Annotated in this window: 24 protein-coding genes and 1 pseudogene; 17 read left to right on the forward strand and 8 right to left on the reverse strand. The window is 61.2% G+C overall.

The window, feature by feature from the left end:
* Nucleotides 1–2 precede the first annotated feature (2 nt).
* From QCE83_RS17195 to QCE83_RS17205, 3 genes are all read left to right on the forward strand, one after another.
* Nucleotides 3–365 (forward strand): c-type cytochrome, encoded by a 363-nt coding sequence (locus tag QCE83_RS17195; protein ID WP_309813237.1) that lies wholly within the window; start codon nucleotides 3–5, stop codon nucleotides 363–365.
* 53 nt (nucleotides 366–418) lie between these two features.
* Nucleotides 419–1,642 carry a cytochrome c gene (locus tag QCE83_RS17200; RefSeq protein ID WP_309815435.1) on the forward strand — a complete coding sequence of 408 codons (1,224 nt, stop codon included), beginning with the start codon at nucleotides 419–421 and terminating at the stop codon, nucleotides 1,640–1,642.
* 771 nt (nucleotides 1,643–2,413) lie between these two features.
* Nucleotides 2,414–2,647 (forward strand): hypothetical protein, encoded by a 234-nt coding sequence (locus QCE83_RS17205; protein WP_309813242.1) that lies wholly within the window; start codon nucleotides 2,414–2,416, stop codon nucleotides 2,645–2,647.
* Between the two features lie 75 nt (nucleotides 2,648–2,722).
* Here the strand turns inward: QCE83_RS17205 and QCE83_RS17210 are convergent, their stop codons facing one another.
* Complete coding sequence (locus QCE83_RS17210) at nucleotides 2,723–3,931, reverse strand: zinc-dependent alcohol dehydrogenase (RefSeq protein WP_309813245.1); 1,209 nt, start codon at nucleotides 3,929–3,931, stop codon at nucleotides 2,723–2,725.
* A gap of 238 nt (nucleotides 3,932–4,169) precedes the next feature.
* Nucleotides 4,170–5,318: a HAMP domain-containing sensor histidine kinase gene (locus tag QCE83_RS17215; protein WP_309813248.1), complete on the reverse strand. Its 1,149-nt coding sequence runs from the start codon at nucleotides 5,316–5,318 to the stop codon at nucleotides 4,170–4,172.
* Nucleotides 5,319–5,623: 305 nt separating this feature from the next.
* On the opposite strand from QCE83_RS17215, the gene QCE83_RS17220 reads away from it, so the two are divergent.
* Entirely contained in the window at nucleotides 5,624–5,842 is a 219-nt protein-coding gene (locus tag QCE83_RS17220; protein ID WP_309813251.1) for a DUF2795 domain-containing protein, read from the forward strand.
* A gap of 55 nt (nucleotides 5,843–5,897) precedes the next feature.
* Entirely contained in the window at nucleotides 5,898–8,327 is a 2,430-nt protein-coding gene (locus tag QCE83_RS17225; RefSeq protein WP_309813253.1) for a membrane-bound PQQ-dependent dehydrogenase, glucose/quinate/shikimate family, read from the forward strand.
* 38 nt (nucleotides 8,328–8,365) lie between these two features.
* Here the strand turns inward: QCE83_RS17225 and QCE83_RS17230 are convergent, their stop codons facing one another.
* Entirely contained in the window at nucleotides 8,366–8,659 is a 294-nt protein-coding gene (locus tag QCE83_RS17230) for a DUF6723 family protein (RefSeq protein WP_309813255.1), read from the reverse strand.
* A gap of 310 nt (nucleotides 8,660–8,969) precedes the next feature.
* Here QCE83_RS17230 and QCE83_RS17235 point away from each other — a divergent pair, with 310 nt between their 5' ends.
* Nucleotides 8,970–9,185, forward strand: coding sequence for a hypothetical protein (locus QCE83_RS17235; protein ID WP_309813258.1), 216 nt, complete (start codon nucleotides 8,970–8,972; stop codon nucleotides 9,183–9,185).
* Nucleotides 9,186–9,250: 65 nt separating this feature from the next.
* Here QCE83_RS17235 and uraD read toward each other — a convergent pair whose 3' ends face one another.
* A complete protein-coding gene (gene uraD, locus QCE83_RS17240; RefSeq protein WP_309813259.1) occupies nucleotides 9,251–9,766 on the reverse strand; it encodes a 2-oxo-4-hydroxy-4-carboxy-5-ureidoimidazoline decarboxylase in 516 nt (171 codons plus the stop codon).
* 178 nt (nucleotides 9,767–9,944) lie between these two features.
* Here uraD and QCE83_RS17245 point away from each other — a divergent pair, with 178 nt between their 5' ends.
* The 3 genes and pseudogenes from QCE83_RS17245 (at nucleotide 9,945) to QCE83_RS17255 (ending at nucleotide 13,004) form a co-directional block, all read left to right on the forward strand.
* Nucleotides 9,945–10,715 carry an ABC transporter substrate-binding protein gene (locus QCE83_RS17245; RefSeq protein ID WP_309813262.1) on the forward strand — a complete coding sequence of 257 codons (771 nt, stop codon included), beginning with the start codon at nucleotides 9,945–9,947 and terminating at the stop codon, nucleotides 10,713–10,715.
* 250 nt (nucleotides 10,716–10,965) lie between these two features.
* Nucleotides 10,966–11,949: pseudogene (locus QCE83_RS17250) on the forward strand (DUF1852 domain-containing protein).
* A gap of 26 nt (nucleotides 11,950–11,975) precedes the next feature.
* A complete protein-coding gene (locus QCE83_RS17255; protein ID WP_309813266.1) occupies nucleotides 11,976–13,004 on the forward strand; it encodes a methionine synthase in 1,029 nt (342 codons plus the stop codon).
* A gap of 45 nt (nucleotides 13,005–13,049) precedes the next feature.
* On the opposite strand, the gene QCE83_RS17260 is transcribed toward QCE83_RS17255, so the two are convergent.
* The 4 genes from QCE83_RS17260 to QCE83_RS17275 form a co-directional block, all read right to left on the reverse strand.
* Complete coding sequence (locus QCE83_RS17260) at nucleotides 13,050–13,883, reverse strand: hypothetical protein (protein WP_309813269.1); 834 nt, start codon at nucleotides 13,881–13,883, stop codon at nucleotides 13,050–13,052.
* Nucleotides 13,884–13,936: 53 nt separating this feature from the next.
* A complete protein-coding gene (locus tag QCE83_RS17265) occupies nucleotides 13,937–15,034 on the reverse strand; it encodes a redoxin domain-containing protein (RefSeq protein ID WP_309813272.1) in 1,098 nt (365 codons plus the stop codon).
* A 107-nt stretch (nucleotides 15,035–15,141) separates the two neighbouring features.
* Entirely contained in the window at nucleotides 15,142–16,686 is a 1,545-nt protein-coding gene (locus tag QCE83_RS17270) for an FAD-dependent monooxygenase (RefSeq protein ID WP_309813274.1), read from the reverse strand.
* A gap of 102 nt (nucleotides 16,687–16,788) precedes the next feature.
* The gene (locus tag QCE83_RS17275) at nucleotides 16,789–17,814 is read right to left on the reverse strand and encodes a fatty acid desaturase (protein ID WP_309815439.1); all 1,026 of its coding nucleotides are present in this window, start codon (nucleotides 17,812–17,814) and stop codon (nucleotides 16,789–16,791) included.
* A 327-nt stretch (nucleotides 17,815–18,141) separates the two neighbouring features.
* On the opposite strand from QCE83_RS17275, the gene QCE83_RS17280 reads away from it, so the two are divergent.
* The 8 genes from QCE83_RS17280 (at nucleotide 18,142) to QCE83_RS17315 (ending at nucleotide 25,617) form a co-directional block, all read left to right on the forward strand.
* Nucleotides 18,142–19,908 carry a hypothetical protein gene (locus tag QCE83_RS17280; protein ID WP_309813277.1) on the forward strand — a complete coding sequence of 589 codons (1,767 nt, stop codon included), beginning with the start codon at nucleotides 18,142–18,144 and terminating at the stop codon, nucleotides 19,906–19,908.
* A gap of 41 nt (nucleotides 19,909–19,949) precedes the next feature.
* On the forward strand, nucleotides 19,950–20,120 hold the full coding sequence (locus QCE83_RS17285) for a DUF5993 family protein (protein ID WP_309813280.1): 171 nt from the start codon (nucleotides 19,950–19,952) through the stop codon (nucleotides 20,118–20,120).
* Between the two features lie 7 nt (nucleotides 20,121–20,127).
* Nucleotides 20,128–20,700: a disulfide bond formation protein B gene (locus QCE83_RS17290; protein WP_309813282.1), complete on the forward strand. Its 573-nt coding sequence runs from the start codon at nucleotides 20,128–20,130 to the stop codon at nucleotides 20,698–20,700.
* Between the two features lie 44 nt (nucleotides 20,701–20,744).
* Nucleotides 20,745–22,172, forward strand: coding sequence for an alpha/beta hydrolase (locus QCE83_RS35140; RefSeq protein WP_404984967.1), 1,428 nt, complete (start codon nucleotides 20,745–20,747; stop codon nucleotides 22,170–22,172).
* Between the two features lie 117 nt (nucleotides 22,173–22,289).
* A complete protein-coding gene (locus QCE83_RS17300; RefSeq protein WP_309813286.1) occupies nucleotides 22,290–23,048 on the forward strand; it encodes a hypothetical protein in 759 nt (252 codons plus the stop codon).
* The gene (locus tag QCE83_RS17305; RefSeq protein ID WP_309813288.1) at nucleotides 23,045–24,301 is read left to right on the forward strand and encodes an MFS transporter; all 1,257 of its coding nucleotides are present in this window, start codon (nucleotides 23,045–23,047) and stop codon (nucleotides 24,299–24,301) included. Before QCE83_RS17300 ends, QCE83_RS17305 begins: the two co-directional genes overlap by 4 nt.
* Before the next feature lie 15 nt (nucleotides 24,302–24,316).
* Nucleotides 24,317–24,886 (forward strand): hypothetical protein, encoded by a 570-nt coding sequence (locus tag QCE83_RS17310; RefSeq protein WP_309813291.1) that lies wholly within the window; start codon nucleotides 24,317–24,319, stop codon nucleotides 24,884–24,886.
* On the forward strand, nucleotides 24,883–25,617 hold the full coding sequence (locus QCE83_RS17315) for a DUF4105 domain-containing protein (protein ID WP_309813295.1): 735 nt from the start codon (nucleotides 24,883–24,885) through the stop codon (nucleotides 25,615–25,617). Before QCE83_RS17310 ends, QCE83_RS17315 begins: the two co-directional genes overlap by 4 nt.
* Nucleotides 25,618–25,643: the final 26 nt, after the last annotated feature.

A 25,643-nucleotide genomic window follows, 5' to 3' on the forward strand; every position in this document is an offset into this window, starting at 1 on the left:
GCATGCACAAGCTCATCCTCGCGCTGGTGCCGGTCGTTGCGTTCGCCGCTTGCAAGGGTCGGCCGCCATCGTCGGACGCGATCGTGGGCGGCAGTCCGCAACGCGGTCTCGAAGCAATCCAACGCTACGGCTGCGGCGCGTGTCACCGGATCGACGGCGTGCCGGGCGCGTACGGCAAGGTTGGCCCGACACTGCAAAAGCTTGGCGAGCGCGCCTATATCGCGGGCAAGTTGCCCAATACGCCGGAGAATGTGCAGACCTGGATCCGCTTTCCCCAACGTGTCGTGCCGGGCAACGCGATGCCCGACCTCGGCGTGAGCGAACGTGACGCCCGCGACATCGCTGCCTACCTGTACCAGCCATGACGAGACCGGTCTTCCGCCTGTTTCTTGCCCTGCTTCTGTGGCCGCTCGCGGTCATGGCGGGAGATGCGGCGCCGTCGCAGGCATTGATAGCGCGCGGTGCGTACCTTGCGAAAGCCGCGGATTGCGCGGGCTGCCACACGGCGGCCTCGAACGGCGCGCCGTATGCCGGCGGACTCGAACTGACCTCGCCGTTCGGCACCATCGTCAGCAGCAATATCACGCCGGACCTGGAAACAGGCATCGGCCAGTACAGCTACGAGGACTTCGCGAGAGCGCTGCGCGAGGGGCTGCGTCGCGACGGCAAGGGTCTGTATCCCGCCATGCCTTATACCGCCTTCGTCAAGATCACGGACGACGACATGCGCGCGCTCTACGCTTACATGATGCAGGGCGTGCCTGCCGTCAAGTACAAGCCGCCCGAGACCCGGGTGCCGTTTCCGTTCAATCAGCGCTGGGCGCTGCGTCTCTGGCGTGCGGCGCTCGCGCCGAAGGAACGCTTCACGCCTCGCCCCGACCGCGATGCCGACTGGAACCGCGGAGCGTACCTCGTGCAGTCGCTCGGACATTGCGGTTCGTGTCACACGCCGCGCGGCCTCGGATATCAGGAGCGCGGCTATGACGAATCATCGCAAGCGTTCCTTTCGGGCGGCCTCAACGACAACTGGTTCGCGTCGAACCTGCGTGCGGACCCCGGTTCGGGTCTTGCACGCATCACAGCGGAAGACCTCGCGGCCTTCATGAAGACCGGCCACGGCGCAGGCATCGCGGCGTATGGCAGCATGGTTGAAACGATCGAGGACAGCCTGCAGTATCTGACCGATGACGACCTGCGTGCCATCGCGGTGTATTTGAAGACGTTGCCCGCGACCGGCGCCGCCGACGGCGTCTTCGATCCAGCGCTTGCGCAACCTGGGCGGCTGAAAACACGCGCGCCGGATGCTCCGCCCGCACAGGGCGCCGCGGTCTACGCGGGCTTTTGCGCGCAGTGCCATCGCGATGACGGCAAGGGCGTGCCGCAAGTGTTTCCGGCACTGGCTGGCAATCCCTCTGTCATCGGCGAAGACACGACGTCCCTCATACGGCTGCTGGTCGAAGGCGGCAACAGTCCGGCGACCATTCACGGGCCGCCGCGCCAGGCAATGCCGTCGTTTGCTGAACGCCTCACGGATGTGCAGATCGCGCAAGTGCTGACCTACGTGCGCGCCTCCTGGGGCAACGACGCGCGCCCGATCACCACGAACGACGTGGCGTCGCTGCGCAGCACGCTGCACAAGTAGGCTAAAGAACAGGTTGAAGGCCGGGGACCGGCTGCATGCGTTCGGCATGGCCGTCGGCGGCGCAAGGAGAAACAGCGCGAGCCAGATGATCTTGTTCTCCTTTCTTTACGGCGGCGCGCGGCATCGAGCCGCCGTGAACCGGCTTGCCTTCGACCTTGCTTCTTGTAAATGCGTTTGCGCGAATGATTGTTTTGGCGAGTGGGCAGCGTCCGAAGCCGTGGAATGCTATCTCGACTTACTGCTGACACGACCATGCCGGTCAAGACCGTGATCACTCCGCCTCGGGCGGGTCGTTTGCCGAATGGTGCGGATCGTTCGCAGCCTGCGCAAACTTGACGGTCGTTGCAATGGCCAGAAAAAGCGGCGACCGGCATACGGGACAAAAATTGCTGGCAGATGCGTCATCATCGGAGAAGAAAGACCCGCCGCACGTGGCGCAGTATTGAATAAGTCCCATGGGCCCTAAACCGCTCTGAAATCGATGACAAGCGACCTGGAGCGAGCCGCGACGGAAACCAGCCTGATATTGTTGCAGCGAAGAACTTAAGAAACGCTTAAGCGAAAAGAAGCCCGCTTATAGCGGGCTTAAAAACTTCCGAGGTCAAACACGCCGTGCGACCGGCGCGAGCGCAAGTATGAACAAATTCTGATGGGGCCGGGCAGTACGGATAGCTTGCCTATCAAGCCGTGACCCGTCGAAATCAACACGCCCAAGAGACGCCAGATTTGCTCCATTCTTGCTCAGTTTTGTAAATTCGAACGGAGGCGCACATGAACATCGACGACGAGAAGCAGGTCCTGGCCAAGGCGGACCGGGACATTGAGCAGGCTCGGTCGCGAATTGCCCGACAGAGCGAAATCGTGGAAGAGCTGCGCCGGGATGGACACAATACTGAAACGGCCGTTGACTTGCTGGAGACGCTCCAAGGCACGCTCAAAGCCATGATCGAGCATCGACAACTCATCGTCGAACATATCACGCGACTCGAGCGCGACGGCTCATGACATGGCATTCCGCACTGATGGCCGAAGGCTTGATGATCGGCATGCTCGACTCGAGCGGCTTCGCGATTTCCGGCTTCACGCGACAGGCTCCAGCGCAACCTTGATCCAGCCCGGTTGCCGCTTGTCGAATGCCTTATAGGCATCGATGACGTTCATCAGCGGCTCGCGCGTGGTCAGCACGTGCAACGGGTCGAAGGAGCCGTTGCGCACGCGCTCGATCAATCCCGGCGTAACTGCGCGATGGTTACAGTTTCCCATCTTGAGCGTCAGGTTCTTGTTCATCGCCACCCCGATCGGGAAGAAGCGGTCGCCGGGCGGATAGACGCCGATGATGCCGAGCGTGCCCGCCTTCGCCAACGCGCCAATGCTCCAGTCGAGAGCCTGTGTGGGTGCATCGCCGGGAACCCAGTTGCCGTTCGCCACGTTGCGCTCGGGCGTGACGATCCGGCTTTCGGATTCGCCTCGCTCCACGCTGTCTTGCGTGGCTGCGGGGCCTTGCTGCGCATGTTGTGAATCAACGCCCACTGCATCGATCGCGCGATCCACGCCAACGCCGCCCGTCAACGCGAGAATGGCCTCGACCGGATCTTCCTCATCGAAGTTGACTGCTTCCGCGCCTTGCGCGCGCGCCATCTCAAGCCGATCCGCGAGCCGGTCGACGGCGATCACGCGACCTGCTCCAAGCATGAACGCACTGGCTATCGCGAACTGACCCACCGGACCCGCGCCAAACACCGCCACGGTATCGCCGCGGCCGACTTCGGCAAGTTGCGCACCGAAGAAACCAGTCGGGAAGATATCGGAGATCAGGATCGCACGTTCGTCGTCGACGTTTTCCGGCAGTCTGATCAGGCTTGCATGGGCAAGCGGCGTGCGCGCATATTGCGCTTGCAGGCCATTGACCGGACCGGTCGACTGCGGTCCGCCGAAGAATGTAGTGCCGGCCGCCGCGCCGTTGGGATTCGCCTCGTCGCATTGCGCGGTGTAGCCCTTGCGGCAATACGAACAATGGCCGCACGAGATCGTTGACGGAATCAGCACGCGGTCGCCACGTTTGAAGTTGCGCACGCCCTTGCCGATCTCTTCAATCACACCCACGCCTTCATGACCGAGAATGGTCCCGGGCTTCATCCCAGGCAACGTTCCACGCACCATGTGCAGGTCCGTTCCGCACACGGCGCTCGCGGTGATCCGGACGATGGCGTCCTGGTCGTGCTGAATGGACGGATCGGCGACATTGTCGAGCGAGATGTTGCCGACAGCGTGAAAAACGACCGCTTTCATGGTTGGCTCCTTGTCTGGATTGGAGAAAGCAACGCTATGCGTGCTTTCATCGGCACGCCCGGCTTCGCGCCGGCTATTTGAAGATTCGACAGCCTGCTGCGATGCCCGGATGTACGGGTAATCGCGTGCTTCGCAGTTGCCCTTCGCCAATCCGCCCGCAACGCGCGGGCCCGGGTAGAAACCGGTCAGACAAGGACAGCGCAGTTCCAGGCACACCGTGAAAGAACGGAGACTGCGCTCACTCGGGCCGGCGCTCGTTCGGCGCGGATTCGCGCGGCAATGTCACAGTAAAGCGCGTCACGTGCGACGACGTCACGGTAATCGCGCCGCCGTGTGCCGTTGCAATCTCCCGCGCGATGTAGAGTCCCAGACCCAGACCGGCGCCTGCCCGGCGGGGCGTCGGCGAAGACGCCCGTCGCTTGAGCGGATCGAACAGCGTACGAAGGTCCTCACTGGGAATCGGGTTGCCCTCGTTGGTCACGGACAGCGTCACCGTGCCGTCCAGACCGGTGGCTTCGAGCACAATGTCGCCCCCTTCCCTGCCATGATCGATGGCATTCTCAAGCAGGTTGACGAGCATTTCCTCGACTCGTGCGGCATCCCATACACCTGCCAGGTTGCCGTGAAAGTGCGGCTGCAGGGTCTGCGCCGGGTGCAAGGCGCCGATCTCCGCGAGCGCGTGCTCACAGACTTGATCGAGACGCACCGGCCCAAGCTTGATGGGCAGCATGCCCCCGAGACGGATTCTCGTGAAATCGACGAGATCGCCGACGATCATCTGCGCCCTCTGGCTGCTGCGGTGAATATTCGCTGCGGCTCGCAGCGGCTTCTCGGACAGATCTTCCAGGCGCATCAGATAGTGGGCGGAATTGGAGATGGCGCCCAGCGGCGTTCGCAGATCGTGTGCAAGGATGCCGACGAACACATCCCGCATGCGCTGCAGCGAGTTCGAATAGCATGCGACGGATTCAGTCAGCGCCTGATCGACTGCCTCGTTGAAACGTACGAGCTGATGAGTGCTTTCCTCGGTCTCGTCGAGCGATGCGTCGAACCAGTGGCGAACCACGCTCGCGCGCAAGGCGCGATACTCCGCGACCATGTCGCTGAGCGACAGGCCAAGCTTGAGACGCTGTTCTGCGTGGGCACGCGCAGCAGTGCTGACGCCGGGCGAATGATCTGGCCTGTCGCCGATACCTTTCGCATCGCGCTCGCCTTTCGTTTGCGGCCGTCGCATGTCAGCGATGATCTGCTTGACCAGACGCACGGCCGAGTCTTCCAGTTCGCCGGGCTGCGGATGGGGTTGGGCGACGCCCAGCCGGCCGGCCTGCACCGCCCAGTCGTTCAGCACCCATTCAAGATGCGACTCGATGAAATCGGCAAGATCCATGCTGTCCCCGATGGTGTCCTTGACGGACGTGGGCGTCCCGGCGAGGAGCGAAGCGAGACAACAGTGACTGAAGCGCCGAAACCTTCTTCCAAGTAGGCCACAGTTCGACCATCAGCAAAAGGCGACGGACGCACTTCTCCGTGTACGTATCCGTTGCCATCCGCAAGCTGCCGGTCATGCAATAGCACACTCTTGGCTTCTCATGTGGTGGACACTGGATGCGTGACGAGGAACATTGGCACACCGACTGCTGTGAGTCACCTGCGGCTGAAACTGATCTTGCTGTCGATCACCGGAGGACATCCATGACTACGCAAAATGCAGGCGGCGGTTCGAACAGTGTCTTTATCGAATTGCAGAAGGCCTTGAAGGGTATCGACTACCCGGCGAACCGGCAGACCATCATCGAGACGGCTCGTAAGCACAACGCCGGCGACGCCGTCATGTCCGCGCTCGAAAAGCTGCCTGACCAGGACTTCCAGACGCCCGCAGAAGTATCCAAGGCAGTAGGCGCCGAGGGCTAGGCCTTCCACTCGCGGACGTGCAAAGCGGCGCAATCACGTTGACGACATGTAAAGAATGAACGCTCCATCATCCATCCCTCCTCGTCCGGCGCCGCGGCGCAGTCTTTCTGTGCCCGGCTGGCTGTCGGTCGTGTTCCTGGCGCTTGCGGGACTCTATCTCGTCATTGTCGGCAGCTGGCTTGTCATGATCGGCGGAACGCCTTACTACGCGTTGACCGGCATCGTGCTGCTGATGGTGGCGTGGTGTTTCTGGCGCGCCCAAGTCCTGGCGCTCTGGCTGTATGCGCTGCTGCTGCTCTGTACGCTCGGCTGGGCAGTAGCGGAAGCCGGCTTCGATTTCTGGGCGCTGGCGCCACGGCTCGACGTGCTGGTTGTCGCGGGAATCTGGCTGCTGTTGCCGTTCGTTCGTCGATCCATACTTGAACCCACGCGTCCGGCTGCGTTCGCGCTTGCCGCCACGCTCCTACTGTCCGGGGTCGCGCTGGGCTACGCCAGCTTCAACGATCCGCAACAGATTAACGGGACCTTGAGCCGCGCGGATGAGAAGCCCGTCAACGCTACTGGAACGCAGGCTGGAACCAGCCAGAAGCCGGGCGATTGGCTCGCCTACGGCAATACGCAGGGCGGCACGCGTTACTCACCGCTTGCGCAGATCAACGACAGGAACGTTGCGAATCTCAGGGAAGCATGGCGCTTTCGCACCGGCGACATGAAAGGTCCGGACGATCCCGTCGAAATCACTGACGAGGTCACGCCGATCGCCGTTGACGGCACGCTCTACTTCTGCACGCCGCACCAGATTGCCATTGCGATAGACGGCGCAACGGGCCGTGAGAAATGGCGCTTCAATCCAGGACTCAAGCCTGATCCCAGTTTCCAGCACGTCACCTGCCGTGGCGTGTCCTGGCATGAGACACCGGAGAGTTCGGCCGCCCGTCGAAGCGGCACGCCCGTAACAGGGAACACGTGCGCCCGCCGTGTCGTGTTGCCGGTGAACGATGGCCGCCTCTTTGAACTCGATGCCGATACCGGCAAGCCGTGCCCCGGTTTTGCGGACAACGGGGTGCTCGACCTCCAGCACCTTCAGCCGGTCAAGACACCGGGTCAATATGAGCCGACGTCGCCGCCCGTCGTGACCGCGAAAGTGATCGTCGTTGCGGGGGCCGTGACCGATAACTTCGGCACGCGCGAACCGTCCGGCGTCATTCGCGGATTCGATGTCGAAACAGGCAAGCTTCTGTGGGCATTCGATCCCGGCGCGCGCGACCCCAACGCCATTCCCGACGATCAGCACACTTTCACCCAGAACTCGCCGAATTCCTGGGCGCCCGCCGCCTACGATCCGCAACTCGATCTGGTCTATCTGCCTATGGGCGTGTCCACGCCGGACATCTGGGGCGGCCATCGCACGCCGGACCAGGAACGTTACGCGAGCGGCTTGCTTGCGCTCAATGCAACCACCGGCAAACTCGCTTGGTTCTATCAGACCGTCCACCACGATCTCTGGGACATGGACCTTCCGGCGCAGCCGACCATCGCCGATATCCGGGACCGGGACGGCAATATCGTGCCTGCCATCTACGCACCGGCCAAGACAGGCAACATCTTCGTGCTCGATCGCCGCACCGGCAGGCCGATCGTGCCGGCACCCGAGCAGCCGGTGCCGCAGGGCCCGGCGAAGGGAGATCGTCTGTCGCCTACGCAGCCGTTCTCGCAACTCACCTTCCGCCCACAGAAGAACCTGACCGGAGCTGATATGTGGGGCGCAACGATGTTCGACCAGTTGGTATGCCGCGTGATGTTTCACCGGCTGCGCTATGAAGGACCGTTCACACCGCCGTCGGAACGGGGCACGCTGGTCTTCCCCGGCAATCTGGGCATGTTCGAATGGGGCGGACTTGCTGTCGATACCGATCGTCGACTTGCCATTGCCAATCCCATTGCGTTGCCCTTCGTTTCGCAACTGGTGCCGCGCGGCCCCGGAAATCCTGTCGAGCCGCCCCAGGCGGGGCAGGCAGGCACCGGCACGGAGGTCGGTATTCAACCGCAGTATGGCGTGCCGTACGGTGTCGAACTGAATCCGTTCCTGTCGCCCCTGAACCTGCCCTGCAAGCAACCTGCATGGGGCTATGTCGCCGCGCTCGATCTCGACACGAACAAGGTGATATGGAAGAAGCGCATCGGCACGACGCGCGACGCATCACCGATTCCAATCCCCTTCCGGATGGGCATGCCGATGCTTGGCGGACCCGTCACGACCGCAGGCCGTGTCTTCTTCATCGCGGCAACCGCCGACAATTACCTGCGCGCCTACGGTACCGACAACGGCGCCGAGCTGTGGCAAGCCAGGCTTCCGGCGGGTGGCCAGGCGACGCCCATGACCTATGAAGCCAATGGAAAACAATATGTGCTGATTGCGGCGGGAGGACATGGCTCCTTCAGGACGACGCTCGGTGATTACGTCATCGCTTATGCATTGCCCTGAGCCCGTAGCGGGCGCACCCGTTCTGGCGCTGCGTCCGCTTAGATCTCGGGGTTTGCGATATCGCCGGTCACGATACTCTCGCCCTTGGCCTGAGCGGGCTGGATAGCCTCGTTCACTGTCTTGAACGGCCCGATCTGTTCCGCTCCGTCAAACGGAAAAAGCAGTCTGCTATCCGTTTTCCGCACGACTTTCAACGTTCCCATATAACCCGCAGTCTGACTGCCGCGGTAAGACGCATAAATCGCGAAGTCATCCGGCGTGGTACCTGGATGAGGCGTTGCCGGTTTCGCGAAGAGCACGAGTTTCGGCCGTTTGCCAAAGTTCTGACGCATGGTGAGGATGGATAGTGATCAGGATTCGATTCTGACCTTAAGCACCCATATGCGGCGTGTACGTAATAGGCGGATTACGTTCGTCATGAACGGAAGAGTTATGAGCGGAGCCGCACATACATGGCGACATGCAGTTAATGGCTCTACAAAGCATTCGACCTATGCAGATCGTCGATAAGAAATTGCGCACTCCCCGCTTTATCAAGCTATCAGCACCAGCACTGCGCTTCATGGGACGGTTCCGTACGCATTCAAACAATTCCTCGACGTTCATACTTGGGTCTCGTGCATTCTCACGAGTGAGGACTTCATGAGCGCAGTAAACGGCGTCAACAGTGCTGCCGTCATTGTCCGGCCAGATTCATGCGGAGGGTGGCAAGTCGAGTTTCCTGGCACCGCCGGGGTCTCGCTTGCACAGGCGAGAACAAAAGACGAAGCGATCTATCTCGCCAGATGTGTCATGCCCAACGCCGCTATCTTGCTGCAAACTACTTCCATCGAAAAGCGCCGCATGTCGGCAGAATAGCAGGCGTCGAGGCCGGTTCGAATGTCCCGTGAAACGCGAGCCAGGCCGTCTTGCCGAAGCTTGAGTCAACTCAGGCGCGCGTTCAATCGCGCATGAGTGATCGCCGCAATCTGCGCCAACGCTTCATCCAGCTCATCACGCGTGCTGCGCGCAATGCGGCGCTCGAAAGCACTGAAAATGCCCTCGCGCGTGTAATGCCGCACGCACACGATGAACGGAAATCCATGTCGCGCCAGATAGACGGCATTGAGCCGCTCGAGCAACGCATCCTCCTCGCTCGTCAGTTCGCCGAGGCCGGCGCTATTCTGCTCGGCATCCGAATCCGCTGTCATGGTGCCGGCCCGTACATTGGCGCCGGACAACAACGGGTGCCGGTTAAGAAACGCGCGCTGGGCATCCACGTCGAGATGACGGACCACGTTCATCATCGCTTCATGCAAGGCCGAGACCGATGCGAACGGGCGTTTCTCATACGCGCCCAGGGCGGCCTGAGGAAAATGTTCGAACACGCTTCCGAAGGTCTGCACGAATGCGTCGCGATCGAGTGCGTCGACGGCTCGTAGGTTGATCGACGATGACATGGGCTTGCGTCTCCTGTGCTCGACTGTCGCGTCGAGTATAGAAAGCGCGCGCAGCGTTCGGCGATCAGCGCACACAGCACGCGCAGCAGGTAGGTATCGAACGGGTCGTCGGCGCGGTTCATGGTCGCGGCTTGAACATCTTTGTTATCCCCCCATCATCAGCCGGACACTCACACCGATGAAAAGACTCATCTCAGCCCTTCTCTTTTGCGCGACGGCTTTCGCAACATCAGCCAGCAACGCGCAAGACGGGTCCACGCTTCGATACGGCATCGATCCGTCGCATCCGCCGTTTTCCTCGCGCAATGCCAGTGGCAAGCTGGTTGGATTCGACATCGATCTCGGCACGGAGATCTGCAAGCGGATCCATGCGAAATGCGAGTGGGTGCAGAACGACTTCGACGGCATGATTCCGGCGCTTCAGGCCAAGAAGTTCGACGCCATTCTGGCGTCCATGTCGATCACGGACAAGCGCAAACAGGTGATCGATTTCACTTCGAGGCTATACAAGACGCCGAATAAGCTGATCGTGCGCAAGGATGCGAATCTGGAGCCGACAGCCGAGTCCCTGAAAGGCAAGTCCATCGGCGTTCAACAAGGTACGGTGCCGGAGACCTATGCGAAGGAACATTGGGCGCCCGCCGGAGCCCGGGTGGTCTCCTACCCGCACTTCGACCAGGTTTTTGCGGATCTCGCGGCAGGCCGTCTCGATAGCTGCTTCACCGATGCAGCCGTCGGCGAATATGGCTTCCTCCGCACTCCGCAAGGGGCCGACTTCAAGTTCACCGGAGACAATGTATATGCGAGCAACGGCGCGGGCATCGGCATCAGGAAAACCGATGTCGATCTAAAGGAAAAGATCAACAAGGCGCTGTCGGACATGCTGGCCGACGGGACTTACAAGCAGATTGCCGCGAAGTACTTCCAGTTCGACCCTTACGGCAGTTGATTCGCACGGACGGGCGGCCGTGAGCGAACCTTGCCGCGCCGCTTTCCGCACGCCCGTCAGACGACCGCGATCCAGCCCCACCCCATCCATGAACAAATTTGATGCTCGCATGAAATAAATCCATTTTTATTCATGCTTCTAAAACTATATCATCGCTGCCAGTCAGTTCCCTTCTGAAGAGATGCGCGAAGCATTGAACCAGCAACGGACAGATGCGGGTTTCAAATCAGAAATCAGGGTGCAGGTCACGATGAGTAAAGAGATCAAATTTGCCATAAACAGCATCCGCTTCGATGAAGACTATCATCCTGCGGACAATACGCGAATCACGACCAATTTTGCCAACCTGGCGAGAGGAACGAGCCGCCAGGATAACTTGCGCAATACGTTCACGATGATCGACAATCGTTTCAATGCATTGGCGCATTGGGACAATCCTGAAGGTGATCGGTATTCCGTCAAGTTGGATATCATTTCCGTGGAAATGGACCTTGGCGGTGAAAGCAGGTCGAATGCGCTGCCCTTGATCGAAATACTGAACACGAGCATTCTCGACCGGAAAACCAGGAAGGTCATCGAAGGCATCGCAGGAAATAACTTTTCGTCTTATGTGCGGGATTATGACTTCAGCGTCGTATTGCCGGAACATAACAAGAGCCAGACTGGCTTCAGCACGCCCGACAATTTCGGTGACCTGCACGGGAATCTGTTCAAGAGCTTCATCAATTCACGCGCTTACAAGGATCACTTCGCCAAGCCGCCCGTGATATGCCTCAGTGTTTCGAGCAGCAAGACCTATCGGCGGACTGCGAACCAGCACCCTGTACTGGGCGTCGAATACCAGCAGGATGCCTACTCCCTGACCGACGAATATTTCGAAAAAATGGGCTTGAAGGTTCGCTATTTCATGCCCGCGAACAGCGTTGCGCCCCTGGCCTTCTACTTCACTGGCGATCTGCTTTCTGACTACACCAATCTCGAGCTGATCAGCACCATCAGCACGATGGACAGCTTCCAGAAGATTTACCGGCCCGAGATCTACAACGCGAATTCTCCGGCAGGAAAATCCTATCAGCCCAGCTTGAAACACCAGGATTTTTCCTTGACTTGAATTGTCTACGACCGGGAAGAACGAAGCCGGCTGGCTATCGAGCAGGGACGGTTTGTTGAAGAGCAATTCATCAAGCCTTATCAGGCTATCCTCGAGCAGTGGTCCGCTGACTACGCTCTTTGAATAACAACAACGCAAGATCGTCTACCGTGAAAAAACTGCTACCCACCTCCACTGCCGGCAGCTTGCCCAAACCCTCCTGGCTTGCAGAACCCGAGAAACTCTGGTCACCCTGGAAATTGCAGGAACAAGGCTTGATCGAAGGCAAGCAGGATGCCTTGCGTTTGTCGTTGCAGGAACAGCAACATGCGGGCATCGATATCGTCAGTGACGGCGAGCAAACGCGCCAGCATTTCGTCACCACGTTCATCGAGCACCTAAGCGGCGTCGATTTCGAGAATCGCAAGACCGTCCGCATTCGCGATCGCTATGATGCCAGCGTGCCGACGGTCGTCGATGCGGTCGCCCGGCAAAAGCCGGTCTTCGTCGAGGATGCCAGGTTCCTGCGCCAGCAGACCACGCAGCCCATCAAATGGGCGTTGCCGGGCCCGATGACCATGATCGATACGCTTTACGACGATCATTACAAGAGTCGCGAAAAGCTCGCCTGGGAGTTCGCCAAGATCCTGAACGAGGAAGCCAAAGAGTTGGAGGCCGCCGGCGTCGACATCATTCAATTCGACGAGCCCGCCTTCAATGTGTTCTTCGATGAGGTGAATGAATGGGGCGTCGCCACGCTGGAGCGGGCGATCGAAGGTCTCAAGTGCGAGACCGCCGTGCATATCTGCTATGGCTATGGCATCAAGGCCAATACGGACTGGAAGAAGACACTGGGATCGGAGTGGCGGCAATACGAGGAAGCTTTCCCGAAGCTGCAGAAGTCCAGTATCGACATGGTTTCGCTGGAATGTCACAACTCGCACGTTCCCATGGAGCTGATCGAGCTCATTCGAGGGAAGAAGGTGATGGTGGGCGCCATCGATGTGGCAAGCGATACCATCGAAACCGCAGATGAAGTCGCCAGCACGTTGCGCAAAGCGCTGCAGTTCGTGGATGCCGACAAGCTCTATCCCTGCACTAACTGCGGCATGGCGCCGTTGTCGCGTGCCATCGCGAGAGGCAAGCTGAGTGCCTTGAGTGCGGGTGCGGAAATCGTTCGGAAAGAACTCTCGAACTAAGCGGCAAGGCCACAGCGCGAAAGGCAGCCCCCGCAGGGGCTGTCGCTATGGAAGACACATGTTGAAATGAGCCGGTGCGCGGTTCAACACGAAGGCGCCAATTTCATACGAGCCGGTAGGCGCCCCTTCGTAGATGATCGTACCGTTGTCTCCGCTGGCGCCGGCGCTCGTGCAGTTCGCGAAGAAGGAGACCTGGCACGGGTATGGGCCGAAGATCTGGTGGCCTACCTTGGCCGCCTGGCCTGAAGCGCCGCTCGCAATCGGACAGGAACACACGATCTGGTCTTGTCCGAGCCGGCCGAGGCCCGGGAACGATTGGCCTCGTGTGCTCGCGAAACAGATGCCGCCATCGCATGAGGCATAGGCGCCAGACTTTGACGATGGGGGGCAGAAGTAAAGCGCTCGGGTTCCGGAGGGCCCTACGCTTGCCGGGGGAACGCTGAACGTGCTCACGACAAAACCGTTGCTGGAACCTTCGATATTCACGTTGCAAACGTCCCCGCCGGGATAGGACAAGCGGCGGCTGACGCTGTCGCCATACAACACGTTGCAGCGGCAATAGGCCACGCTGTTGTACACGAAGCATTGGACACCCGCGCATAACGCGTATTCCTGGTTGCGGCAGATCGCAAGCCCATTGTTTGCCAAAGCGGCCGCGATGTTATCGGCGGCGCCGGCAGTGAGCGAAGCGCTGGAAGAAGCGGCAGCAGTACTGCTCGCAGCCCGGCTTCTCGATCCCAGCGAAGTCAGGAACGCCCCAAACAAGCCACCGCCTATCAGTTGCAAGGTTTTGCGCCGGGCCGGCTTGCGCGCGATAGCCTTGGTCCAGGCATCGAATCGATGGTCCGTTGCATTTGAATTGGCGGGGCGGGTTTTCATGGCGGCGTCCTGGAATCGGTAAGCATTGCGTTCCGGAGAAATCAATCGATCAATCACAAAAAACTTTCAGCGCGGTTTGAAAGCGCGCTCTGGCTGTCTGCCAGGGCCAATATGGCATCGGCTCCTTCCGCGACATCTGATCCCAGTACTCCACGCTCATCGATGAGATAACCCACCGGCGTAGCGAAGGTCGCGTACTGGAGCGAGACTTCCCAGTTTCTCTGCAGCACTACCAGGAGCGTTAGTCCCAGCTTGGCCACCTTCTGGCGGTTCGTTTCTGCATCCTGCCGGCTCACCATGAGCACCAGCACGTCTTTCCGCTCCCGATGCACGCGCTCCAGATCCGGCGCCAGACGCTCGCATGGGCCGCAAGCCGGGTCGGTAAAGACCAGCAACACTCGCCTGCCTCGGAAATCCTCAAGGGCATGCTCCTCTCCATCGAGGCTCGGCAAGCGAAAATTCGGCGCAGGCGTTCCGGCTTTGAGGCCGCTGCGGTTGAGTCGGCTTTTCTCCAGGGGCTTGTTTCCCCGAGCGGCCGGATGCTCGCTGTCCGGTCCCTTGACGGCTTGAGGCGTCGCTAATGCGAGCAAGGCTGCCGCGCCCATGGCCAATTCGCTGGCGACGCTTCCCGCCTCGTCGATCAGGTAGCCCACCGGCGTACCGTTCGCCCGATACTGCGCGGCCACTTCCATCTGTTTCTGCAGCAGCACCGGGCATTCGAAGCCGTGCGCCTGGAAGATCTGACGGTTGACCTCGGCTTCCCCTGTGGTGATCACCAGCGGCATTGGCTTGCTGCCTTCGCCCTCACGCGCGAAGGCGCTCAAATTCGGCATCATGCTCGTGCAAAAACTGCAGGCCGGGTTGAAGAAGATGAGCAGGACAGGACTGCCTCGAAACTCTGAGAGCCGGCGAAGCGTTCCCGAAAGATCAGGCAATTCGAAGTCGGGCGCGATGGAGCCTGGCGAGAGGCCGCTCAGCGCTGCCGATGCAGGACCGGGCGGCTCAGCGAGTCCGCCCTGAAAGCCCTTTTCGAGCGCTTCCAGGCTCAACAAGATTCGTCCGTGTTGACGCAGCAGCTGATAGCCAAACCAGCAGCCAAAGACGATGAGTAACCAGGGCAAGACTAAAGCGAAGACCAGGAGTGTCGTCATGGGGAACTCATTCGAGGCTTCGGCCAGAGGAACCGGCTTGGGATGAGATGGTAATAGTCCCACCATGAGACGTCTGTCAAGCCTTATCAGCCGTCTTTAAAGTCCACTCAAACGCATCGTTCCCCACAACTGTTCGAATTCAATCGCGGTTCGCTATCGCCCAATTGGTCGAAGGAATTTTTTGTCCATCCTGACCGGTCGATGCTCTGAATACCTACGAAGCGCGCATTCGAGATGATCCTTCGATTCGACGAAGATAAGCCGCAATCTCGCCAGTGTCCCGAGACGAACACGCCAGATAACCATCCGGGCGCACGAGCGAGATCGTATCGGCGTGCAGCGGCGGATTGATATTGGCATCGAGCAGGCCAGGAAATGTGCTCACGAGACTTTCGACCTGACTGCTTCCCGTTCCATACAGAACAAACAGAGGCCGTGACCCCGAGCCAGCGGGAGCCTGCCCCTCGACTGGCGCCACTCTCTGTCCAGTGAATGTCGACCTCCGACATCGTTTCAGCAACACCGCTGGAGAAGTGCGTCAGTCTCAATGCAAAATGCGCGGCGAGATTGCGAAGCTGCTGTGCTACCGGATTACGAATCGTGGCGACGGCAGTCAGCCGCTCAGCCGCCTTGAGTACCGTATCTCCCACTGAACTCCGTTCAGGACTGTAGCTGTCGAGCAAGGATTCGTCGGCATCACCTTTGATGACGAGGGCAAGTTTCCAGCCGAGATTCATGGCATCCTGCATGCCCGTATTCATGCCCTGTCCGCCTGCAGGGCTGTGAATATGAGCAGCGTCTCCGGCAAGGAACGTGTGGCTTTCTCGATAGCTCGCGACTTTGCGGCCGTTTATGCGGAAACCGGACAGCCAGATCGCGCCACTCAAGCGGGTGCCGGCGGGGCCACGCTGATCCACAAGGTCCTGCACCTGATCGAGCGTCGGTGTCGGCGGAATGGCGCCTTCAGTGGCCGGCAGATCGCCGATGATCCTGTAACGCCCTGGCTGAATCGGGAAGATAAGCAGGACGCCGTCCTTATGCCAATGAATGGAAGCGTCAGTATCCGGCCGAGGGTAGCCGCTCATGTGTACGTCTGCGAGGAACCAGTCGCTCAACAGCGTCTCCCCCGCGAAAGGAACGCTCATGGCATGGCGTACTGTGCTGTGTGCACCGTCGCACCCGATCATCCAGTCAGCGCGTACGGTTTCCTTTCGACCATCACCATGAACCAGCACCGTGTCTGCCCCTGAATCGTCAGGTGCGATCATCGTCGCCTCGACGTCGCGCTCGACGCGGACTCCCTGCTTGACCAGCCGCTCCTCCAGCAGTCGCTCAGTCTCTGACTGTGGCAGCGCCAGCGCGTAGTTGTGCAAGCTCGGAATCGAATCCATGGCGACTCGACCCACGACTCGATCGTTCGCAATGAACGTCACGCCCTCGAGTTTGAAGCCGGCATCGACGAAGGGCGCCGCGCCGCCCACGCCCCGGTCAAGCAGCTCCAGCGTCCTGCTCCAGAGCACCATGGCTTTGGACTTGTCGGTTCGGTGCGGCGCCTTGTCAACGATACGAACAGGAATGCCGTAGCGATCGAGTTCGGATGCCAGCGTCATCCCCACCGGGCCGGCGCCAACAATGAGCACAGGAATCTTCATACACGTGTCTTCCCAGGCAAAGTAATCGAAGTGAGACTCTCAGGGTAGGCTAATGCTATGGCAGAAGCCAGACAACAACCAGGCAGTAAGCAATACGTATCCTCAAGCCACCACCCGCTCATCCTCACCGCGTTTTTCCGCAGCAGGTCCTTGTATCGCAGAACCGTCCCCCGCACTTGCAAACCCCGGGTGCACAGGCGCATCGGTCTCGTTCCACGCATAGCGTTTCAGCAACTCCCAATACCCGCCATGGATCACGAACGCACCGTTTCTCGCAGCGTAGGCATTGCGGCGCATCCGGTACACGCGCGGCAGGTGATACCACGGCAAATGCGGAAGATCGTGATGCACGAGATGATAGTTGTTGTTCAGATAGAGCAGCCGCATGACCCATCCCGCTTCATTGATGGCGATGCGGTGTTTCGGCTCCGGGTCCGCACGGTGCTCATAAAGCGACCGGATCATGGCCAGGGAAAGCGCAGGCCATGTCACGACCAGCAAGTAATACCACCATGCGATGCCTTCGAACCGTTGCAGCCAGAAGAGCAGCGCCGCCACGACGACGGCATGCACCGCCCAGACCCGTGCGTAACGCCATTCGCCGTGGCGCCAGTCGTCGAACGTTGCCTTCACCATCGAGAAGACACTGAGCGGCGGCCCGACCAGCAGCCGGCCGATGAAGGTCTTCCGTGCCCGCCACAGATCGCGTTGCAGCGGCGACGCCGCGCCCCATTGTTCGCGCAGCACGTAATTGCTTTCCGGATCGAGACCGGGCGCGGTCAGCCGGGCATCGCGATGATGCGCAAGATGCGTGTCGCGATAGATCCGGTAGGGATACCAGACCGACAAGGGAACACTGCCGAGCAACTGGTTGATGCGCACCGAGCGCGTCGGATGTCCATGCAGCAGTTCATGCTGGAGCGACATATGCCACGCACAAAGCAGGATCAGCAACGGTGTGCCCGCGACCAGCGGCAGGCGCCCTGCGTGCATCGCGAGAACGACCGCGAGCCAGCCGCCGTGGATGACCGCGAGCAGGATCCACGTCGGCCACTCCGTGCGTTCGGTGAAGGTCCGGCTCAGCGCGGCCACTTCCTTCACTTGCGTCTTGTCGATATAGGCGGTCATTTCGCTCGTCCGCAATGCTTTGATCACGGGACGTAATCTAGGCCGCGACAATGAGCGAAGAGTTACGAAACGCATATCGTCTGCGACTAATTCATCGCCAAGTTTTCGACAGAAAAATGGAACGTTGCGATGGACGCCGCGCTTCGACCTGGAGAAGTCAGCCAGACAGGCCGACACATCCGGCATCTCGGGGCCCAACGCCATGCCCGGCAACAATTTCATGAACTCACCCTTGCAAATTAAAAACTTTTAAGTATTCGCATCAGATTTCTGAAAGATTGCCGTTATTCCGATCCATTCAGCGCCACATTCGGAAGAGCAATCAAAATGAAATCGGACGCACGGTATTTCCCGCGGCTGCCACGCAAAGTTCTGTCGCCCGCCGGGATCGGCCTGCTGGTCGTCAGCGCGGCGCTCACCGGCTGCGGCGGCACCGACCATACGACGGCCTCGGTCAATTCGGCGATGGTCAATGCGCCGGCCAGTTGTCAGTCGACCGCCGCAGTGGCCGATGTCACGGGCTACCCGGTCTTCCAGGTCGACTCGCGCAGCGTCGACATGTGCTCCGTCATCGCGCATTACAACGCCGGCTACGCAATCGTTGCCGACGCCGAAATCGACCCCTGGAGTCCGGCGGACCAGGCGCCGACCTTCGCCGCGCTCGACGGCGTCCAGGCCGTCGATCCCGCCTCCGACAGCCTCGTGATCAACTCCGTGCCGGCTTCGTCCGCACCGAGAGCCTCGGGCGGCGACGCGGCCACGCAGCGCTATGTACTCGCCCGGTCGACCGACGACAGCAATGCGCCGACCGAATGCACCTATGCGGGAAGCACCGACCAGCTCGACGCCCAGGTCGCCGACTGCCTCGCCACGTTGCGCGCGGCTCAGACCAGCGGCGCGGCCGTGACCGCCGTCGCCACCGCGAAGTCCCAGTTGCGCTCAGTCGCGAAGGACGCGCAGGTGCCCGGCTTCGCCTTGCCGGATCCCAACGCCTGGACCCTGATCGGTTCGAGCCGTCAGACGCTCCAGCTGAACACGCGCACCAATACGTACTTCGCGGACCAGTCCACGGGCAACGTGACGCTCAACCTGTCGGTCTTCCGGCTCAACTCCTATCTGAACGACGACTACTATCTCGTGCGCGCGGTATGGGCGGCCAATCCGCGCGTGAAAGGCCCCTGCGATTCCAACTACTGCGGCTTCTTCAACAACGACCATACCCTCGCCTTCGACCTCACGGTGCTGCGCAACGACAGCTCCGTGGCCGGCATCATCGAAGGGTCGTGGCCGTCGACCCTGATTCGCAACAAGTCGCGCTCGGAGAAGGTCGGCGCGGGACTGAAGGTCGGCGACAAGGGTCCGGAAGCCAGCGTGTCGAGCGAAGTGGCGACGAGCTACTCGTATAGCGCCGTCAACATCATCAACTCGTCATCGAACGGACAGCTCAAGTTCTCGCTCTCGCACGCGACCTCGGTGGGATTCAGCTTCGGCGGCGATCTCTTCGATGCCGATCCGACCACCGTCGATGGCGTCCAGATGACGGCCTGGGGCCTGTTCCGCATTCCCAACGACGGCAGCCCTCAAGCCAGACCCGACGATGTGCGCGTCACGGTGAATGAAATGTCCGGCAACTTCGGCTTCTTCCAGCGGGCTGGCGCCCTGCCGATGGCCGTGCTGTTCAATTCGGCATCGCTCTATGGCTATCGCAACGACAAGCCCTACACGATCACGGCCTCGCCGCCGGTATTCGATGTGAGACTGCTGGCGAACAACGGCACCTATCAGTCGATCGATACGGAAAACCCCACGCCGCTGCTGCTGAAGCCGGGCCAGTCGACCACCATCGATGTCTACGCCGGCGACGCCTCCACGCCTTACCGTCTGGGCTGGCAACTCGTCGATGCACCGTCGTGGCTGGTGACGTCCGCTGGCAAGGGTTCGCGATACGCGGGTTACAAGCGCGTCACGGTGAAGGCCAGCGACAACGCCACGGTCGGCTCGACGGACTACATCCGCTTCAACACGATGCCTGCCGCTGCCGCGCCCTCCACGCGGGGCGGACCGCTCGAGATCCCGGTAACCATCGTCAACTGACGTAACCGCGCGCAAGCCGGCAGATCAAGGAACGCTCGTTCATGTACATGTTTTTGCCCTTCCTGCTGGCGCTCGCGAATTGCGTGTTGCTGGGCGGATCCCGTCTGCGCTCGCGCACGGTCTGGAGTTACGCGGTCTGGACCGTCACGCTGGTGGTAACGGTCGCGTGGTTCTTTCATCACGCGACCGACCCGCTCAACTTCTCTTTCTGACGCGACGATGGATACCTCCGACACACCTCCCGGGTCGATCGTATGGAAGCTGAACATGCTCGGGCTGTTCGGCATCTCGCTGATCCTGACGATCGCCTTCTACTATCAATTCGCGCACAGCGAGCTGCCCTGCCCGCTGTGCCTCCTGCAACGGGCCGGCTTCGTCGCGATCGGGATGGGCTTCCTGTCCAACTTGCGCGTCGGCGAGCGCGGCGCGCACTACGCGATGATTCTCGTCGGCAGTCTGGTCACCGGAATCATCTCGATCCGGCAAGTCTCGCTTCATTTGCCGCCCGGTGACGCGGGCTACGGTTCGACGCTTCTTGGCCTGCACTTCTACACGTGGTCGCTGATCGCGACCCTCGGCGTCGTGTGCCATGTCGCGCTGATGTTCGTCGCGAAAGACGCGGCGGCCAAACGGCCCGCGATGCACGAGGCATCCCGGCATGGCAAGGCATCGCGCGCGATGGGTGCGCTCTTCACGCTGTTGGTCGCGGCCAACCTTCTTTCCACGGTGCTCGAGTGCGGCGCGGGTCAATGCGACGACAACCCGATCCACTATCAGTTGCTGAAGCATTGAAACGATACGCCGGGCGTGCAAACGCTTCGCTTCGAACCATCACCATGAAGATCCAGAATCTGCGCGGCTGGGTTCCGTACAGCCAGAAACGCCGGCTTGCCGCACTGACGGCCTTGCTCGCCGCAGCTGTTGCGAGCGCGGCTATCCATCTGCTATCGCCCGCTTCCGTGATCGCAGCCATGCCGCTGTTCGCCGCTGCCGTCGTCATCGAATGCGCGATCGGGCTGGCACCCGCGATATGGACGTTTGCGTTTGCGCTCGCGCCCGGCATCGGCGGAATGCTGTTCGTGCCGCGCAGCGACTCCGGCGCGCTGTTCGTCACCGCGGGCTCAGGCATCGTGGCCCTTGCGCTGATTCTGTTGATCGAAGCCTTGCAGCGCGCCCGATACGGCGTGCGCCTCGTCGGATCGGTCGCGCGCTCGCGCTATGAGATCCTGCTTCGCCACGACAACGCGCGTACGCTCGCGCACCGGGCTGGCGGCGAAGCGCCGCGACCGGAGCGGGACGGGACCGTCGCGGCCCTCCCGGATCGGGAGCACGCGTCCTCGGCTCAACTGTCGGCGGGCACGTCCAGCGACGACTGGCGTCGCTGTTCCATCCATCTGCAGGGCGACGAGCACGCGGTCCTGCTGTTCCACGGCATGTCGAGTTCTCCGCTCGAACTGCGCTACCTGGCGCGCTTCCTCAACGACAAGGGCTTTACCGTCCGCGTGCCCATGCTGGACGGTTATAGCGTCGACTCGTCCGAGGGCAACATGGAGGAGTGGATCGAAGCGGCGCTGCGCGAATTCGACCTGCTCGCTGCGCGCTATCGGCACGTGTCGATCGGCGGCCTCTCGATGGGCGCGACGCTCGCGCTGCGGATCGCGCAGGAGCGTCCTCGCGCGCGTTCGCTGGCCTTGCTCTCGGTGTCGCTTGCTTTCGACGGCTGGGCGATCCCGTGGTATCTCGATCTGATCAACCTGATGTATTACACGCCGCTCCGCAAACATTACCGCTATCGCGAGTCGGCGCCGTTCGGCCTGCGCAACGAGGCGCTGCGCGCCAAGGTCGCGCGGGCCGTCTCGCGCGATGCGCTGAGCGAGATCGGTCCGCCGTCGCTTTCGCTGACGGCCATTCATGAGGGCGGGCGTCTGATGGCATCGGCGGCTGCGGGCATCGAAGCAGTGACCGCGGCAACACTCGTCGTGCATGCCATCGACGACGACACCACCAGCCCGCACAACGCGCTGCGCGTGCTGGAGCGGATCAGCGCACCGACGACCCGTGCGGTATGGCTCGACGACTCCTACCATATCGTCACGTCCGACAACGAACGCGAGCTGGTGGCGCTCGAAACAGCCGCCTTCCTGCGCGAGATGGAAACGAATGCGGTTGCCAGCGGTGTCGCCCATCCCATCGCGTCCAAGGCACTGGCGCGCTGGAATCGCCGCAACGTGGACACCAGAGCGGGCTCACGTCAAGCCGCCTGAAGCGGGAACGGCGGCCTCAAGTTCTGCCGCGATCTTCCGTTAGCAGATTCGTAACGGCCGCAACGTTCGACACGACGATACAGGCCTCATCGCTCAACCCCGGAAGCTCTGCACATCATGAAAAAGGCCGTGTTGGCCGATGCCATCGGCGGCGTCGTGCTTACTGTGTTCGTCACCGCCGTACTGACCATGCTGCATGCGCAGGTGGGCGGCAATCACGGCATCGTGAACTTCCTCGGCAGCGCGGAGTTGCCGATCGTCGCCTCCGTTCTGATGCTCGATTCATTGCGCGAGGCGATCGGCTCGATCTATGAAGGCGAGCATCGGCAGAACATCTTCGTGGCCGGCATCATCCTGTTCGTCGTGGCCTTGCTGCTCGCGTCGAAGGGCGTCGATATCGAGGTGGCGCGTCATCACGCGCTGGAAAGCGCGGTGTCGTCCGCGAACGGCGCACCGGGCGCGGCCGGCGCACCGAACTGGCTGCACGGTGCGGAACAGGCCCTGCCGCTGCCGGCGTGGGTCGTGCCCGCCAATGTGCTCGTCTGGGTCGCGGCCATCATCGTGTCCATCTGGAACCGCGCGCTTGCCATCGGCGAGAAGGCACGTTCGATCTCGATTGAAAACGTGCATGCCTTCGTGCGGCTGCTCGATGAAAGCCGCCGCGGCGATGCAGTCGTTGCCTCGCTGCTCGAAGACGAGCGCCGCGCCCGCGCGGAACAGCAGAGCGAAGCAGCGGGACGCGATCCGAAACGCCAGCGCGCCGCCCGGTTGCGCCATGCCCGCGCTGTCGAAGCGCTCCAGTTGTGCCTGCGTCGCGACATGGCCGACGCGCACGAAACCGAATCCTCCATGGCCACGGAAGGCGCTGCAAAATGATCCAACTCCTGCTCCATCTGCTCGGCGCGCGCTATATCAGCCGGCATCTGCCCAAGCTGCTCGTACTCGGCGCCATCTGGCTCGGCATCGGCGCGTTCGTGACCGCCGATGCGCTCGACGGCGCCCTGTGGTTTCCGCTGCAAAGCTTTGGCGTGCTGCTGGCGGCCGAAGGCGTGGCTGCCATCGTGCTGGCGAAGAGCGGCTTGTCGCTCCAGACGCGCTTTCGCTATGTCAAAGGTCTGATCGGCGTGCTGATCGGCGTGCTGGTGATCGTGCGTCACAGCTATTCCGACTTCCTGCTCGCCATGATCTTCGGTGCGGGCTTCGCACTCGAAGGCGCGTTGCTGATTGCGGCGGCATGGGTGGTACGGTATCGCCACTGGCGTTCCACGATGGCGCTCGGCGTCGCGAGCATCCTGCTGGCGATCATGTTCTTTCAACCGTATCCGACGCATTATCGCGGTACGGTGCCCTATTGCATCGGCATGTGGATGGCCGTGAGCGGCTGCCGGATGATCTGGCTGTATCTGCGTCTGCGCAAGGACGCGAAGGCCGAGGCAGCGCTGGTGTCCGATCCTGAAGCGGACCATGACGCACCGATGATCGTGCACGTCTGGACGCCGGTCGGGTCGGCCCGGAACAAGGCGCTGAGCCGTCCGGTGGTGGATCGCTATATCGCGGCAGTTGATGTGCATGGCGTGATCTCGACAGGCCATGCCGCCCTCGAAGCGGGAGCGCTTTATCTGAGTCTCTATCCCGCAGCGGAGATCGACCGCTCGCCCGAGGAATTCGCCCGCCTGCTGCGCGCGGATGCATCGAACAACGTGGCCGGACGTTTCCTGCCGAGCTATCCCGAAGAAGCCGCAAGCTGGTGCGAATCGACGGCGCGCATCACTTTCCGCCGCTTCGACGCCGCGCGCCTCGAGGCCTTCAGCCGGACCTACAAGGCGACCGGGATCTACAACCTCACCAACCGCAACTGTTCGAGCACGGTGGCCGAAGCCATCGAGGCGGCGCTCGAAGGCACGGCGTATCGCGAGGGCGGCTGGATGGACGCGGTGCGCCTCGTGGCGACGCCGGAACTATGGATCGCCGCGCAACTGCGGCACCGCGCGCATACGATGGCATGGACGCCGGGGCTCGTGCTCGACTACGCCCGCGCTTTGCGGGTGATCACTCATCCGCCGGCAATCGGCTGGTTCGCGCTCGCGGCACTCAGCCTGAGACAGGCGCGCCGCGCGCGCCGCAGCTAGCCTGCGGCCCCCGTCATGGAAAAGTTCACCCATGTGCGGATCGTGATGGGCATGATCGTCAGTCTCGGCCTGACGCACATGCTCAAGGGCCTCAGCTCCGCCATCCAGCATCCCTCGCAGAAGAATATCTATCCGATCCACATGGCATGGGTCGCCTCGCTGATTCTCAATATCCTGCAGTTCTGGTGGTGGGAATTCAACCTGCGCGAAATCCCGGTGTGGACCTTCGGCATCTATATCTATCTGATCTTCTACGCGTTCATCATCTACCTGATGTGCGCCATGTTGTTCCCCGACAGCCTGCGTGACTATGCCGACTATCGCGACTATTTCATGTCGAGGCGTGCCTGGTTCTTCGGCCTCGCCTTCGCCGAAAGCGTGATCGACATCGGCGATTCGTTCATCAAGGGCGAACTGCACGTGGCCAGTCTCGGCGACATGTACTGGGTCAAGACAGCCGCGTTCGCAGTGGGCTGCCTCTTTGCGATCCGCACGCGCAATCAGATCTATCATGCAAGTTTCGTCGCGCTCAACCTGCTTGCGCAACTGCTGTTCGTGGCGAACCTGACGTGGAGCCATGCGTGAAACAAGCTGCAGCCTGGGTGGAAGAATATGCGCGTACCGCCTCCGCCATCTGGTGCGACGATATCGTGCGCATCCGCAACGTCCGCCATTTCACGTATCGCACGCGGGACGAATGCACGCCCTCCTACTTCGACGCCGACTACGACCTCGCACGCCTGCACAGCGTGGACCTGGTTGTCTCGCGCTGGGCGCATGATTCAATCGCACATGTCTTCGTGAGCTTCGGATTTGACGATGGACGCTATCTGTCCATCTCGATCGAGACGCGACGCCGGATCGGCCAGCACTACTCGACCTGGAAAGGTTTCTTCCGCAACTATGATCTGATCTACGTGGTGGCGGACGAGCGCGATCTGATCGGCGTCCGTACCGACGTGCGGCGCGAGCGCGTCAATCTCTATCGCGCCGACGTCACGCCGGACACCGCGCGCGCATTGTTCAGGGACTATCTGCTGCGCGTGAACCAGCTCAACGAGCGCCCCGAGCATTACCACACCCTCTTCAACAACTGCACCACCAACATCCTTCGTCACGCGCGCACCATCGCGCCGCACATGCGCTACAGCTGGAAGGTATTGCTGAGCGGTCACGCGGACGACTACAGCTATCGCCTGGGACTGCTGGGCCAGGCCTGTTCCTTCGATGAACTCAAGCGCCGCAGCCTGATCACGCGGCCCAGCGGCGCCTCGATCGGCGACGACTTCTCGCACGTCATACGCCACACTGATTGAGCGTCACGCTCCACAATGAAATCGCC

The sequence above is a fragment of the Caballeronia sp. LZ034LL genome (assembly GCF_031451215.1).
Classification (GTDB): Bacteria; Pseudomonadota; Gammaproteobacteria; order Burkholderiales; family Burkholderiaceae; genus Caballeronia.

What these genes read in the sequence shown, in the direction of transcription:
- QCE83_RS17300 (WP_309813286.1), top strand. Translation starts at nt 22,290, where the DNA reads ATGAAAAAGGCCGTGTTGGCCGATGCCATCGGCGGCGTCGTGCTTACT.
- QCE83_RS17235 (WP_309813258.1), top strand. Translation starts at nt 8,970, where the DNA reads ATGAGCGCAGTAAACGGCGTCAACAGTGCTGCCGTCATTGTCCGGCCA.
- QCE83_RS17305 (WP_309813288.1), top strand. Translation starts at nt 23,045, where the DNA reads ATGATCCAACTCCTGCTCCATCTGCTCGGCGCGCGCTATATCAGCCGG.
- QCE83_RS17205 (WP_309813242.1), top strand. Translation starts at nt 2,414, where the DNA reads ATGAACATCGACGACGAGAAGCAGGTCCTGGCCAAGGCGGACCGGGAC.
- QCE83_RS17230 (WP_309813255.1), bottom strand. Translation starts at nt 8,659, where the DNA reads ATGCGTCAGAACTTTGGCAAACGGCCGAAACTCGTGCTCTTCGCGAAA.
- QCE83_RS17225 (WP_309813253.1), top strand. Translation starts at nt 5,898, where the DNA reads ATGAACGCTCCATCATCCATCCCTCCTCGTCCGGCGCCGCGGCGCAGT.
- QCE83_RS17245 (WP_309813262.1), top strand. Translation starts at nt 9,945, where the DNA reads ATGAAAAGACTCATCTCAGCCCTTCTCTTTTGCGCGACGGCTTTCGCA.
- QCE83_RS17200 (WP_309815435.1), top strand. Translation starts at nt 419, where the DNA reads ATGGCGGGAGATGCGGCGCCGTCGCAGGCATTGATAGCGCGCGGTGCG.
- uraD (WP_309813259.1), bottom strand. Translation starts at nt 9,766, where the DNA reads ATGTCATCGTCGATCAACCTACGAGCCGTCGACGCACTCGATCGCGAC.
- QCE83_RS17285 (WP_309813280.1), top strand. Translation starts at nt 19,950, where the DNA reads ATGTACATGTTTTTGCCCTTCCTGCTGGCGCTCGCGAATTGCGTGTTG.
- QCE83_RS17260 (WP_309813269.1), bottom strand. Translation starts at nt 13,883, where the DNA reads ATGAAAACCCGCCCCGCCAATTCAAATGCAACGGACCATCGATTCGAT.
- QCE83_RS17215 (WP_309813248.1), bottom strand. Translation starts at nt 5,318, where the DNA reads ATGGATCTTGCCGATTTCATCGAGTCGCATCTTGAATGGGTGCTGAAC.
- QCE83_RS17220 (WP_309813251.1), top strand. Translation starts at nt 5,624, where the DNA reads ATGACTACGCAAAATGCAGGCGGCGGTTCGAACAGTGTCTTTATCGAA.
- QCE83_RS17290 (WP_309813282.1), top strand. Translation starts at nt 20,128, where the DNA reads ATGGATACCTCCGACACACCTCCCGGGTCGATCGTATGGAAGCTGAAC.
- QCE83_RS17310 (WP_309813291.1), top strand. Translation starts at nt 24,317, where the DNA reads ATGGAAAAGTTCACCCATGTGCGGATCGTGATGGGCATGATCGTCAGT.
- QCE83_RS17270 (WP_309813274.1), bottom strand. Translation starts at nt 16,686, where the DNA reads ATGAAGATTCCTGTGCTCATTGTTGGCGCCGGCCCGGTGGGGATGACG.
- QCE83_RS17195 (WP_309813237.1), top strand. Translation starts at nt 3, where the DNA reads ATGCACAAGCTCATCCTCGCGCTGGTGCCGGTCGTTGCGTTCGCCGCT.
- QCE83_RS17280 (WP_309813277.1), top strand. Translation starts at nt 18,142, where the DNA reads ATGAAATCGGACGCACGGTATTTCCCGCGGCTGCCACGCAAAGTTCTG.
- QCE83_RS17210 (WP_309813245.1), bottom strand. Translation starts at nt 3,931, where the DNA reads ATGAAAGCGGTCGTTTTTCACGCTGTCGGCAACATCTCGCTCGACAAT.
- QCE83_RS17265 (WP_309813272.1), bottom strand. Translation starts at nt 15,034, where the DNA reads ATGACGACACTCCTGGTCTTCGCTTTAGTCTTGCCCTGGTTACTCATC.
- QCE83_RS35140 (WP_404984967.1), top strand. Translation starts at nt 20,745, where the DNA reads ATGAAGATCCAGAATCTGCGCGGCTGGGTTCCGTACAGCCAGAAACGC.
- QCE83_RS17275 (WP_309815439.1), bottom strand. Translation starts at nt 17,814, where the DNA reads ATGACCGCCTATATCGACAAGACGCAAGTGAAGGAAGTGGCCGCGCTG.